The sequence below is a fragment of the Streptomyces sp. NBC_01077 genome (assembly GCF_045162855.1).
Classification (GTDB): Bacteria; Actinomycetota; Actinomycetes; order Streptomycetales; family Streptomycetaceae; genus Streptomyces.
This window is the reverse complement of record NZ_CP108669.1, coordinates 4,857,779-4,870,651: the sequence shown is the minus strand read 5'-3', so window position 1 is coordinate 4,870,651 and position 12,873 is coordinate 4,857,779. Positions and strand designations below refer to the sequence as shown.

At 69.7% G+C, this 12,873-nt stretch carries 8 protein-coding genes; 2 read left to right on the top strand and 6 right to left on the bottom strand.

Annotated features, from left to right (window positions below; translation table 11 throughout):
• The first annotated feature begins 129 nt into the window (after positions 1 to 129).
• Positions 130 to 1,251 (top strand): AI-2E family transporter, encoded by a 1,122-nt coding sequence (locus OG462_RS21870; protein ID WP_406059951.1) that lies wholly within the window; start codon positions 130 to 132, stop codon positions 1,249 to 1,251.
• On the opposite strand, the gene OG462_RS21865 is transcribed toward OG462_RS21870, so the two are convergent.
• Positions 1,248 to 2,063 (bottom strand): MBL fold metallo-hydrolase, encoded by an 816-nt coding sequence (locus OG462_RS21865; RefSeq protein ID WP_406059950.1) that lies wholly within the window; start codon positions 2,061 to 2,063, stop codon positions 1,248 to 1,250. The genes OG462_RS21870 and OG462_RS21865 overlap by 4 nt on opposite strands.
• A 178-nt stretch (positions 2,064 to 2,241) precedes the next feature.
• Positions 2,242 to 4,362 (bottom strand): SpoIIE family protein phosphatase, encoded by a 2,121-nt coding sequence (locus tag OG462_RS21860; protein WP_406059948.1) that lies wholly within the window; start codon positions 4,360 to 4,362, stop codon positions 2,242 to 2,244.
• A gap of 170 nt (positions 4,363 to 4,532) precedes the next feature.
• Between OG462_RS21860 and aspS the strand changes: the two genes are divergently transcribed.
• Entirely contained in the window at positions 4,533 to 6,359 is a 1,827-nt protein-coding gene (gene aspS / locus OG462_RS21855) for an aspartate--tRNA ligase (RefSeq protein ID WP_406059946.1), read from the top strand.
• A gap of 68 nt (positions 6,360 to 6,427) precedes the next feature.
• Here aspS and OG462_RS21850 read toward each other — a convergent pair whose 3' ends face one another.
• The 4 genes from OG462_RS21850 to OG462_RS21835 are packed head-to-tail and all read right to left on the bottom strand — an operon-like array spanning position 6,428 to position 12,748.
• Positions 6,428 to 6,910 (bottom strand): hypothetical protein, encoded by a 483-nt coding sequence (locus OG462_RS21850; RefSeq protein ID WP_406059944.1) that lies wholly within the window; start codon positions 6,908 to 6,910, stop codon positions 6,428 to 6,430.
• A complete protein-coding gene (locus OG462_RS21845) occupies positions 6,904 to 11,583 on the bottom strand; it encodes a putative T7SS-secreted protein (RefSeq protein ID WP_406059943.1) in 4,680 nt (1,559 codons plus the stop codon). Before OG462_RS21845 ends, OG462_RS21850 begins: the two co-directional genes overlap by 7 nt.
• Positions 11,583 to 12,230 carry a hypothetical protein gene (locus OG462_RS21840; RefSeq protein ID WP_406059941.1) on the bottom strand — a complete coding sequence of 216 codons (648 nt, stop codon included), beginning with the start codon at positions 12,228 to 12,230 and terminating at the stop codon, positions 11,583 to 11,585. The genes OG462_RS21845 and OG462_RS21840 overlap by 1 nt, the downstream gene beginning before the upstream one ends.
• The gene (locus OG462_RS21835) at positions 12,227 to 12,748 is read right to left on the bottom strand and encodes an SseB family protein (protein ID WP_406059939.1); all 522 of its coding nucleotides are present in this window, start codon (positions 12,746 to 12,748) and stop codon (positions 12,227 to 12,229) included. The genes OG462_RS21840 and OG462_RS21835 overlap by 4 nt, the downstream gene beginning before the upstream one ends.
• Positions 12,749 to 12,873: the final 125 nt, after the last annotated feature.

Genomic DNA, 12,873 nt, shown 5'->3' with positions numbered 1-12,873 from the left:
GCAGGCCGCGCACGCGTACGCGCGTGTGGGGACGTCCGTACGCCGCGCACGCGGGCTCGCTGACGCCCCGTCACCCGTACGGCCCGTCCGCGCGCGACGACACGCCGAGGGGCGTGGTCCGGTGGTCGGGTGCAGACGTCGCCCCCGCTCCTTCCCGAACCCGCCCGCCGGGTCGGCGCCTGGTGCGTCGTCCTGCTGCTCGCCGCCGGGGTCGCCGCCGTCGGCATCTGGCTGTGCGTCGTCTTCGAGACGGTCGTCACCCCCGTCCTCCTCGCGATCCTCGGCACCGCCCTCCTCGGGCCCCTCTACCGGCGCCTGCTCGGGATGAAGGTCCGGAAGTCGTTCGCCGCCGCGCTCACCGTCGTCGCCGTCCTCGCGGTCGTCGGCGGAGCCACGTACATCGTCGTCGCCGCGCTCATCGAGACCGGCGACCAGATCATCGCCTCGCTCCGGCAGGCCGCCACCGACATCGCCGAGCACCTCGGCCCGGCCGGGACCTCCCTCGACGACCTCGCCCAGAACGCCGAGGGCCTCCTGAAGCAGTTCGGCGGAACTGCCGCGTCCGGCGTACTCACGGGCCTCAGCGTCGTCGGCGGGATGCTCGCCACCGCCGCCCTCGCCCTGGTGCTGATCTTCTTCTTCCTGCGTGACTCGGACCGGGCCGCCGGCGCGCTGCGCTCCCTCGCTCCCCGCGCCACCGGCGACCTCGTCGAGGCCATGGCGCGCCGTGCCTTCGAGGCCGTCGAGGGTTTCATGCGCGGGACGACCTTCGTCGCCCTCGTCGACGCCGTCCTCATCGGGATCGGGCTCGTCGTCCTGGACGTGCCCGGCGCCGTGGGGCTCGCGGCGCTCGTCTTCGTGACCGCCTACATCCCGTACCTCGGCGCCTTCCTCTCCGGCGCGATCGCCGTCCTCGTCGCGCTCGCCGACCGGGGCTTCGCCATCGCGTTGTGGGTGCTCGCCATCGTCCTGGCCGTCCAGATGATCGAGGGCTACCTGCTCCAGCCCATGGTGCAGAGCCGGACCGTGCAGATGCACCCGGCCGCGGTGATGCTGGCGATCACGGCCGGGGCGTCCGTCGCCGGCATCCTGGGCATGCTGCTCGCCGTACCGCTGACGGCCGCGGCGACGGGGATCCTCGGCGAACTGCGCACGCGGTACGGGGCTCCCCGCGAAACGCCCGGGGGCACCGGGGACGCCGGGGGCACCGGGGACGCCGGGGGCACCGGGGACGCCGGGGGCACCGCCTAGGCGGGCGCCATCCCGCCCGGCTGGAACGAGGCGAGGAGCTGTTCGAGGGCCGCCTGGTCGGGCCCGACGAAGGGGTCGGAGTCCGGGACCATCGCGATCGTCTCGATCATCCGGTCCAGCATCCGTACGGCCGGCGGCAGATGCGTGCACAGCACGATCTCCGGGTCCATCTCCCGTATCGGCTCGATCGTCGCCCGGTACTTCTCCGGGTCCACGAGGTGCGCCCAGGGGCTGTCGATCGTCGCCCACAGCAGCTGGGCCTGCCGCAGGTCCTCCGGCTTGAGGTCGCTCGCGTGCCCGCTCTCCGCGACCTCGGCGCTCGGCATGGGCCCGCCGAAGCAGTCGGAGCTGAAGCAGAAACGGGTGCGGTCGTCGTAGAAGCCGACGGTGGCCGGGTTGTCGAAGAGCGGCGGCCGGAAGGCGTGCAGGGCGCGGTCGCCGACGTCCAGGGACTGGCCGGGGTTGAGGAAGTACACCCGGTCCATGGGCAGCGGGCGTTCGGTGGTCATCTCGCCGGCCCCGAGGAACGTCGTGATCACGCGCGCGTCCGGGGCGGCGTCGAGGAGGTCGAAGATGCCGCCGGTGTGGTCCCGGTCGGGGTGGGTGAGCCAGATCCAGCGCACGTCTCCAGGGTCGATGACCTCGCCGAGCGCCGCGACGAAGTCACGGTCGGGGAGGGAGACGCCGGTGTCGACGACGACGGGTTCGGTGGCGGTGACGACATAGGCGTTGATGGGCAGGTACCCGATGCCCGGGGCTTCGAGGCTGTCGGCCAGCACGGTGGTGTCACTGCCGACCTTGTGGGTGTCCATGGCAAACTCCGTGGTCCCCCCGAGGCGGGTCCCGTGACGTGGTCCCCCGGCGGCCGTACGACACCAGTCTGCGCCGCACACGAGAGCCCTGCACACGGGGATGGAGCCCCAGCCCTCCCCGTGGAGAGAGCCCCTTGTGCACGGGGAGACACAGGGAGGGAGCCCCGCCCGGCCGGGGCTACCCGCAGCAGCCCTGCCCCGAGTCCGGTTCGTTCAGCTCGAACCAGATCGCCTTGCCCTCGCCCTGCGGGTCGACCCCCCACGCGTCCGCGAGCATCTCCATCAGGACCAGGCCGCGCCCGCTCGACGCCATCTCGCCCGGGTGGCGCTTGTGCGGCAGTTCGTCGCTCGTGTCGGCGACCTCGACGCGCAGCCGCCGGGCCTTCTCGCCGCACGCGACCTCGGCGACGAGGAGCGCGTCGCCGTCCGTGTGGACGAGGACGTTGGTGACCATCTCGGAGACCATGAGGACCGCCGAGTCGAGCTGGTCCTCGTCCCTCCAGTCGTGCAGCAGCTGCCGTACCTGCTCGCGCGCCTCGGCGATCCGTTCCGGCTCGGCCTGCGCGATCGTCATCAGGGTGCGGCGCGGGGCCTCCGGCACCGCCCCGGCGGGCCGGAGGGAGAGCAACAGGACGGCGATGTCGTCCTCGCGGCGGTCGGCGAGCGGCCCGGTCGTGTGGTGGGAGCCGGGACCGTGGACGGCCTCCACGAGCGTGTCGGCGAGCGTTTCCAGGTCCTCGCCGTCGTGGGCCTCCAGGAGCGCCCGGACCCGCTCCCAGCCGGTGTCGAGGTCGTGCCCGCCGGTCTCCAGGAGGCCGTCGGTGCAGATCATCAGGGTCTCGCCGGGATCGAGGGTGAGCCGGGTCGTGGGGTAGTCGGTGTCGGGGTCGATGCCGAGCGGGAGGCCACCCGCGGTGGGCCGCAGGAGAACCGTTCCGTCGTTCATCCGTACCGCCGGGTCCGGATGCCCGGCCCGCGCGATGTCGACCGTCCCGCTCTCCAGGTCGACCTCCAGGTAGAGGCAGGTGGCGAAGCGCGGACCCGCCGCGCCCTCACCGTCGTCGCCGTCGGTGATCCCGTACAGGAAACGCGAGGCGCGGGAGAGGACGGCGTCCGGCCGGTGGCCCTCGGAGGCGTACGCGCGCAGGGCGATCCGCAGCTGTCCCATCAGGCCGGCCGCACGCACGTCGTGTCCCTGGACGTCGCCGATGACGAGGGCGATGCGTCCGGCGCCGCGCCCGCCGGTGCGGGAGGTGCCACCGGGCAGCCTGATCATGTCGTACCAGTCGCCGCCGACCTGGAGCCCGCCGCCGGTCGGCACGTACCGGGCGGCGACCTGGATGCCGGGGATGCCGGGACCGAGGACCGGCATCATCGTCCGCTGCAGGCCGAGCGACAGCTCGCGCTCGGACTCGGCCACGCCCGCGCGTGCGAGGGCCTGGGCGAGCATCCGGGCCACGGTCGTGAGGACGGAACGCTCGTCGGGCGTGAACGCCACCGGATGCTTGAAGGCCGCCATCCAGGCCCCCATCGTGCGCCCGGCGACGACCAGCGGCACGAAGGCCCAGGAGCGGCGCCCGAAGCGCTGCGCGAGCGGCCAGGTCATGGGGAAGCGGCGCAGGTACTCGTCGGGGCTCGGGAGATAGATCGCCCGGCCCGTCCGCGCGACCTCCGCCGCCGGGTAGTCCGTGTCGAGCGACATCGACGAGAACGGCCCCTCGTCGCCGTCGCTGTGCCCGTGATGCCCGATGACCGTCAGCCGGTCGCCCGCCACCCCGAACACCGCGAGCCCGTCCGGCGAGAACCCGGGCATCGACAGCGAGGCCGCCACCCGCAGCACCTCGGCCGTCGACCGGGCCTCCGCGAGCGCCCGCCCGGCGTCGAGGAGGAAGGCCTCGCGGGACCGGCGCCAGTCCCCCGTGATGGGGGTGTGCGCGGCGGTCCCCGGCACCTGCTCGGCGACCTCCTGAAGGGTGCCGACCAGCTGGTAGTCGTTCCCCTCGATGAGCGGCTTCGACCGGCTCCGTACGGTACGGATCACCCGGCCGTGCTCGTCCATGATCCGCAGCCGCGCCTCGGCGAGCGTCCCCTCGGCGACGGCGAGGTTCACGACCCCGTCGATCTCGTTCCAGTCGACCGGGTGAAAACGGGAGCGCACGGCCGCCTCGGTGAGCCGAACCGGCTCCGACGGCAGCCCGAGCAGCCGGGCGGCCTCGGCGTCGAGCGAGACGATCCCGGACGCGTTGTCCCAGCGCCACAGGCCGGTCGCGATCGCGGCCAGGACGTCCTCGGTGCGCATTGCCCCACTTTATGAATATCGGACACCAGGTCGCCACCGAGAGTATTCGAAAAGCGATCTTGGCCCGGCCGGTACGCTGGGTAGGTCTGCCCGCGTGTCCTGTGACATCTGTGACAGGGACCACGGGCGGCGGTCCACGACCCAAGATCCCGAAGACTGGATGAACGACGATGCATCGGTACAGGTCCCACACCTGCGGCGAGCTCCGCGCCTCTGACGTCGGCACCGACGTCCGGCTGAGCGGCTGGCTGCACAATCGGCGCGACCTGGGCGGCATCCTCTTCATCGATCTGCGCGACCACTACGGCATCACGCAGCTCGTCGCCCGGCCCGGCACCGCCGCGGCCGAGGTCCTCGACAAGCTGACGAAGGAGACCGTCGTCCGCGTCGACGGCAAGGTCGTCTCGCGTGGCGCGGAGAACGTGAACCCGGAGCTCGCCACCGGCGAGATCGAGATCGAGGCCGCCACGGTCGAGGTCCTGGGCGCCGCGAAGCAGATCCCGTTCACCATCAACGCCGACGACGGCGTCAACGAGGAGCGGCGCCTGGAGTACCGCTTCCTCGACCTGCGCCGCGAGCGCATGCACCGCAACATCATGCTGCGCTCCGCCGTCATCGCCTCCATCCGCTCCAAGATGGTGGCCCTCGGCTTCAACGAGATGGCGACCCCGATCCTCGCCGCGACCTCCCCCGAGGGCGCCCGCGACTTCGTCGTCCCGTCCCGGCTGAACCCGGGCAAGTTCTACGCGCTGCCGCAGGCGCCCCAGCAGTTCAAGCAGCTGCTGATGATCTCCGGCTTCGACCGGTACTTCCAGATCGCGCCCTGCTTCCGCGACGAGGACGCCCGTGCGGACCGTTCGCCGGGCGAGTTCTACCAGCTCGACGTCGAGATGAGCTTCGTCGAGCAGGAAGACGTCTTCCAGCCGATCGAGAAGCTCATGACGGAGCTCTTCGAGGAGTTCGGCGGCGGGCGCCACGTCACCTCGCCGTTCCCGCGGATCCCGTTCCGCGAGTCGATGCTCAAGTACGGCAACGACAAGCCCGACCTGCGCACCGCCCTCGAACTCGTCGACATCTCCGACGTCTTCGAGAACTCGGAGTTCAAGGCCTTCGCCGGCAAGCACGTCCGCGCCCTGGCCGTCCCGAACACGGGCGACCAGCCGCGCAAGTTCTTCGACGCGCTCGGCGACTTCGCGGTCTCCCTCGGCGCGAAGGGCCTGGCCTGGGTCCGCGTCGGCGAGGGCAACGCCCTCACGGGCCCCATCGCCAAGTTCCTCACCGAGGAGAACATCAAGGTCCTCACCGAGCGCCTCGGCCTGGAGCCCGGCCACGCGATCTTCTTCGGCGCGGGCGAGTTCGACGAGGTCTCCAAGATCATGGGCCCGGTCCGGGTCGAGGCCGCCAAGCGCGCCGGCCAGTTCGAGGAGAACGTCTTCCGCTTCGCGTGGATCGTCGACTTCCCGATGTACGAGAAGGACGAGGAGACCGGCAAGATCGACTTCTCGCACAACCCCTTCTCGATGCCGCAGGGCGGTCTTGAGGCCCTGGAGACCCAGGACCCGCTGGACGTCCTCGGCTGGCAGTACGACATCGTCTGCAACGGCATCGAGCTCTCCTCGGGCGCGATCCGTAACCACGAGCCCGAGATCATGTTCAAGGCCTTCGAGATCGCGGGCTACTCGCGCGAGACCGTCGAGCACGAGTTCGCGGGCATGCTCCGCGCCTTCGAGTACGGCGCCCCGCCGCACGGCGGCATCGCCCCGGGCGTCGACCGCATCGTCATGCTCCTCGCCGACGAGCCCAACATCCGCGAGATCATCGCCTTCCCGCTCAACGGCAACGGCCAGGACCTCCTGATGGGCGCCCCGACCGAGCTGGACGAGTCCCGCCTGCGCGAACTGAACATCCAGCTCCGCAAGCCGGTGGAGAAGGCGGCGCCGAAGCCGACCGAGGACCGCCCGGTGACGGACGCGGTGCATCCGGACGCGGCGCGGTAAGCGATACCTGATGTGAAGGGCCCGGAACCGCACGACGGTTCCGGGCCCTTCGCCGTACGGCTGCCGAACTACCGCCCTGCCGTCCCGCCATCTTCAAAGGAATGCGTGACGATCCAGTCCTCGTACTCCTCGACGGAAACAGCGCACAGCGACTTTCCATCGAGGGAGACTGCGATGAAATCGCGGGAGCCGCTCGCGGCAGCGACACGTGAAGGGAGACGGCCTCCGATCAAGTCCCTCACTCTGATCCACCCCCTGGCGAGGCTCCCGGGATATGTGGCAAGCAGTAGAAACTCTCTGCTCCTGTCGAGGATTGCCAGCCGATCCGCCTCCTTGTGCCAGAGGGCGTCCACGCGATCCCTTGCAGCGGGGTCCGAATGGGGAACCTTGACTGCTGGTTGTACGAAGCCTCCCGTCACGGCGAGAATCGCCTTCTTGGGGTCCGGCGCACTTTTCGGTACCTCTCCGCCCACCTCCTCCAGAGCTTGCCGTTTGAGAGCTTCCAGCAGCTCCAGGTCGCTATGGACTTCATTCTCGCGACGCTTCACCACGTTCCCCAGCCTTCCTTGTAGAAGAAATGATGATCCCCTCCGGGTTTGTCTATCGATGCGTACCTCTCCCAGGTGTCCGTGTAGCGGAAAAAGTCTCCACGTGAATTGTCCCAACCAAAATTCACCCCGTTCTGACTCGGGTCGATTTTCGGCATTCCTGCATGGAAGTGTGGACCGGCTCGATCGAAGGTGTGTTCCACGACGACACGAGAACCTTCAGCCGTCTCGAATTGTCTGAATCGACCCCAATGGGCCTCGCTCGAAGAATAGAAGTAGCCGGGCATGTGGGCACGGGTGACGTCACCCGTAACAATCCACTCGGCGTCAGGCGCCGTGCCGTAGGGGACGCCGGCTGCCTCGAACGCGGCCTTCTCCGCATCACCTCTGTGCTCGAAGGGGTTGGCATGCTCCCCCTTCGGAGGGCACGGCCCGAGGCCCAGCGGGTCGCTCCACGTGTGCGGGTTGTGGACGTACGTCGCCGGGTTTGGGGCCGGGGCCAGGCCCAGGGGGTCCTGTGAGAGGTAGCGCGCCGATTCCGGGTCGTAGTAGCGGAAGTGGTTGTAGTGGAGGCCCGACTCCGGGTCGTAGTACTGACCCGGGAAGCGGAGTGGGGTGTAGGCGGTGGCCGTTCTGTTCCAGGTGGTCGTTCCCCAGAGGGTCGTGCGGGTGCGCCAGGCCACATCGCCCGATTCGGCGATCAGTTCTGTCGGGGTGCCGATCAGGTCGGTGACAATGGCGAAGAAGCGCTCGTCGGTGGAGTCCGTGCGGCGTTCCGTCTGGGCCAGGGGGCGGAGGCCCGCATGGTCCCAGGTCATGGTGACGTCGTCCGTCGTCTGTTCGCAGAGCGTCGTTCCGTCCCAAGTGAAGTGGATCGACTCCCGAGCGGAACGCTTGGAAATGCGGCGGCCCAAGGGGTCGTATGCGTACCGCCAGACCGTGCCGTCCGGTGTCGTCACCGCGGTGAGGCGGTCCTCTGCGTCCCACGTGTAATGCCACGTGTCCGGTTTGCGGGAGAGGCGGGTCTTCTGGCGCAGGACGACCCGGCCGTCGGCGTCGTGCTCGTAGCGGACCGAGCCCGCGCCGAGTATTCGAGTGCCCCGGTAGGTGCGTGCGCCTGTCGCGTCGTGGGAGGGGTGCGTGGCTGGCCAGGAGGCCTCAGCCTGGTTGCCGGCGTCGTCGTAGGCGTACCGCTCCGTCCAGTTGTTCGCATGGACGGCCGAGACACGGCCGGCCGTGTCCAGCTCGAAACGGCGGTTCCCCGAAAGTTCGTCGATGATGCCGACGAGGCCCCCGTCGGCACGGTAGGCGTACGTGCGGTGCTGGAGACGATCGCCGGCACCGCCGGTGACCTCCTGCTCGGTAAGGCGTCCCATCGTGTCGAACGACGAGGTCAGGGCGGCGAAGTCGCCGATGTGGCGGGACGACTCACGGCCCATGGCGTCATGGGCGAAGGCCAGGGTTCGGCCCGAGGAGGTCAGTTCCGTGCGGCGGCCCGCCGCGTCGTACGACCACGTGCTCGTCGAACCGCCCGGCGTCGTCCGCCCCGTCCGCCGGCCTACCGCGTCGTGAGTGAAGGAGAGCGTTCGGCCGTTCACGGTCTCGGAGAGGAGGCGGCCGTAGCGGTCCCGGAGACGCTCCAGTGTGGCGTCCGGGCCGGTCGCCGCCGCTAGTTGGCCGAAGAGGTCGTACTCGTAGCTGCAGACTGCCCCATCGGCGAACTTGCCGACGATCCGGCCGAGGCTGTCTCGGTCGAACCGGATCGTCTGGCCGACGCCGTTCACTCGTGACGTCAGACGGCCCGCCGCGTCGTAGCCATAGTTCAGCACCCGGCCGTCGAAGTCCGACTCCGCGACCAGTCGGCCCGCCGCGTCATAGGTGTAGTCCCATGTCAGGCCTTGCGGGCTGGTCACCCGCGTCAGCCGCAGGTTCGTGTCGTGGTTGAACTCGTAGCGGACACCGTCCGGGCCGGTGCGGGAGGTCGGCAGGTCGAAGTCGGTGTACGTGAAGTGGGTTGTGGCGCCCGCCGCGTCCGTGTGGCCGAGACAGTTGCCCTCGCCGTCGTACGTCCAGGCCTCCGACGTCCCGTCCGGTGCTGTACGTCGGGACAAACGTCCCTCGACCGTCCACTCCAGCCGCGTGTCCGCGCCGAGGGGGTCGGTGATCCGGATCGTACGACCGAAGCCGTCTCGCTCGTAGCGGGTCGTGGCCCCCCGCGGGTCGGTGATCTCGACTGGCAATCCACGGCTGTCCAGGACCAGGCGAGTGGTGGCGCCGAGCGGGTCCGTCGTCGAAATGGGTCGGCCCGCCTCGTCGTACGCGAACTCCGTACAGGCTCCGGCGGGGTCCGTCACCGACGTGCGGTTGCCGCGCTCGTCGAAGGTCTGGTGGGTGACGTTGCCGTCCGTGCCGACGATGCGTATCGGCAGTCCGCTGTCGTCGTACTCAGCCCGAGCCTGGCGCCCGTCGGGGCGCTCCAGCACCGTCACGCGGCCGTGCTCGTCGTACGTGGAGCGGCTGATGTGGCCCAGCGGATCCGTCCGGGACAGCAGGTGGTTGCGGCTGTCGTACTCGTAGCGGGTGACCGCTCCCAGCGGGTCGATCTCGGCGACGACCTGGGCACGGTCATTGATCAGGTGCTGCTCGGTGTTCCCCAGGCCGTCTGTGAAGGTGGTCAGGCGGAGCCCGGTCGCCGGGTCGACGTCGTCCCAGGTGAACGTGGCTTCGAGGTGCCCGTTGCCGCCTGCCTGATAGGTGCAGCGGTCCTGGTCGTCGTAGACGTAGTCGTAGCGGCTGCCGTTCGTGTCGGTCCACGACGTGATGCGGCCGTGTTCGTCGCAGCCGAAGCGCAGCGGGCGCCCGGAGGAGTTCGTGACCTCGGTCAGGTGGCCGTCGGCGTAGCCGTAGCGCAGGATCTCCTGGTCGGATCCGTCCGCCGCCGCACCCGCGAGGTGGAGGGCCGTGACCCGGCCCTCGCTCGTGGTGAGCTTCAGGTGGTAGCCGCCGTGGTGCACGATCGCCGTGGGAGCGCCCGCCTCGTCGTGCTCGAAGGCGATCCATCGGCCGTTGCGGTCGTCGATCTGGGCCAGGAGCGCGAGTTCGTCGCCGTGGTCGGCGAAGTGCCGGACCGTGCCACTGTCCGGGTCGGTCACCGTGTAGCCGTCCCCGACCCGGTCCAGCGGCCACTGCCGGCCGTGCGTGGGCATGACCGGGACACCGGGGGCCGGGTGCGGATAGGCGAGGAGACTGCCCTCGTCGCAGCTGAAGACCACGCCCTCGGAGTCGATCTCCAGCCGCTGGTCGACCGTCGACGACCACGCCGGACCGAACCAGCGGCCCGAGCGGCGCGAGGAGTCGAAGGTGCGCCGGAAGACGAGCGGCAGAGAGCCGGGCAGCGCGATGTCCGTCTGGGGCAACAGCATGCGGCCCGTCGCGATGTCGATCGGGTCGTTCTTGCACCGCGTCTCACCGCACGTCTTGCCGTTGGTGGGCGGGCCCTTCTCCTGGTCCCCGCGGCTGCTGCCCGGCTTCTTCGTGTCCGGCAGGTGCTTGGTGGCGTCCTTCAGCCCGGCGCGCAGGCCTCCCCGTATCGCTCCCGCGCCCTTCGTCCCGAGCATCTCCGGCAGCATCCGGCCGAAGAACTCCGACGGGTCGCCCTTCGCCGCGTCCCAGGCGTTCTTCAGTGCCCTGTCCGGGTTGGCCGCCGTGGACACCAGCCCGGCCAGCGTCATGTTGACGCCCTTGTAGTACTCCGCCGGGTGCGTCAGGTTGTACGGGTCCACCGGGTTGACCGAGCGGACGAAGTTGAGCAGACCTGCCGTGCCCTTGACGATCCCGCCGCTGACGTGGGCGAGCTCGATGCCTTGGCCCAGGCCGTAGTCCATCAGCTCCAGCTTGGCCTTCTCGAGGCCCGTCGGCTCCTTGGGCGCGTGCGCGAGGGCGGCGCTGACCGCTGCCTTCGCGGTGTCCCCGGCCTCGTTGCGTGCCTTCCGCGCGTCGTTCAGGATCTCCTGGGCCCGCTGCCGCTTGGCCTTGCCGGGGTCGGAGAAGGGCCCGGGGTCCGGCAGCGGACTGTCCCCGGTGCGGGCCGCGTTGTAGGCGTCGACCTTCTTGTTGTACGTGTCGACGGCCGTCTTGGAGTCCTGGTCGCCCTCCTTGTAGAGGGCTATCGCCTCGCGCGCCTTGCCCTGCGCGCTCACGACCGCCTGGGAGTAAGTCTCCAGCGCCTTGGCCGCGTTCTCCATCGCGTCGGCCGCGTGCAGCCAGTCCGTCGGCAGCGTCGAGAACTTCTCCCGGAACGCGTCGGCCGCCTCGCCCTTCCAATGACCGGCGTCGAGCTTCCTCATCCCGCCGCCGACCAGGTCGAACGCCTTCTGGAAGTCCCGGAGGTTCTTCACCGCCTCGGTGATCTTCTCCGGCTTGCCGTGGATCAGCTCGTTCGCTTCCTCGGTCTGCCCGAGCTGCTGCTCACCGACCTGCGCGCCGAGAGAGGACGCGGTCTCGTCGCCCCAGTCCTCGACCGAATCCGCGATGGCGTGCGCACCGATCTTGTCCAGGCCCTGGCCGACCTTGTCGGTGGCGTGGTCGATGCCCTCGCCGAGCAGCTCCTTGCCCTTGTCGATGCCGTCACCGATCTTGTCGATCCCCTTGTCGACCAGACCTCCCCAGTCCACCATCAGCGGTTCTCCCCCCAACGCGGCTGCTCGGCCTGGTCGATGGTCGCCTGGTCGGGATCGAGCAGGTCCCGGAGCCTTTCGTCAGCCTTCTCCCGCCGCTCCGAGTCCAGCGCACCCGAGCGCTCCAACCCGTCGAGCATCGAGTCCTCGACGTCGTACGTGGTGTTCTTCCAGTTCTGCTTGACCTCTTGGTGGGCGTCCTCGAACGACTCCCCGCTCCAGTCCGGGTCGTCCCACATGTGCTGGTCGCGGATGGTGTCCCAGCGCATCTCCTTGACCTCGTCCTCGGAGAGGTGTGGGTTCCCGTCGAGGGAGTTCACGCCGATCTTGATCGAGTCCTTGATGTACTGCTCCTGCTCCGCGAACGAGCCCGCCGACAGGCCGACCGCCTGCGCGAAACCGTTTCCTCGCAGGGTGAGCGCACGTATGCCCCACTCCCACCGGTTGCAGAACGTCTCGAACTCCGACGTCAGACCGCCGTGCCCCAACTCCATTCCCGACAGGGCCAGATCGGAGAAGCCACGGCCCACCGACGCCTCACCGATCATGCCGAGCTCCTTCAGCTCGGCGTGCGCCAGGTCGATGCCCTTCGCTATCTCCGCAAGCGCCGCCGCCGGCGCCGCGAGGTCAGGCTCGTTCCCACTCACTGCGTCCCCGTTCCCCCGAGATCCACCGCCACCTCGTCCGGGACGATCCCCGCCACCGGCGGGAAGAGCGTTCCGTCCGTACTGCCCGCGTCCAGCGCGACCCCGCCCGGACCGGGCAGCATCGGCACCATCACGTCGAGAAGCCGCGCGCCGAGAATCGTCTGGTACGTCCACTCGCGGCCCGCGTCTCCCCGCGCGACCGCGAACCGCGCCAGCGCCTCCTCGTCCGAGAACGCGCAGATCCACCGCACCCCGTTGAAGTCCGCAGTCCACAGACTTTCGGATGCGTCGAAGGGCACCAGTACGGCCGTACGCCGGAATTCACCGAGCAATCGCGCAAACTCCCGCCGCGCCACGGTCACCTCGTCGGCAGGTTCCGGCTCCGGCGTGGTCCGCGCGGGTCGTGCGGCCGAAACCGACTCCGGTTCCGGCTGCACCGCCGAAACTGGCGTGTCTGCCAACTCTGCCAGCCTCGAAAACTGTTCAGGCTTCGGTGCGTCGTCCCGGTCCTCATTCACTCGCGCATGCTGGCACGCAACCATTCACACGAGCAACGAACAAAGGTCCGAGCCCGTCATGTCGGGCGGTCGGTGGCCGGCAATGCCTTGGGTCCGTGCGAACGCGCCGGTGACCTGCGGATCAC

What these genes read in the sequence shown, in the direction of transcription:
- OG462_RS21845 (WP_406059943.1), bottom strand. Translation starts at nt 11,583, where the DNA reads ATGGTGGACTGGGGAGGTCTGGTCGACAAGGGGATCGACAAGATCGGT.
- OG462_RS21865 (WP_406059950.1), bottom strand. Translation starts at nt 2,063, where the DNA reads ATGGACACCCACAAGGTCGGCAGTGACACCACCGTGCTGGCCGACAGC.
- aspS (WP_406059946.1), top strand. Translation starts at nt 4,533, where the DNA reads ATGCATCGGTACAGGTCCCACACCTGCGGCGAGCTCCGCGCCTCTGAC.
- OG462_RS21860 (WP_406059948.1), bottom strand. Translation starts at nt 4,362, where the DNA reads ATGCGCACCGAGGACGTCCTGGCCGCGATCGCGACCGGCCTGTGGCGC.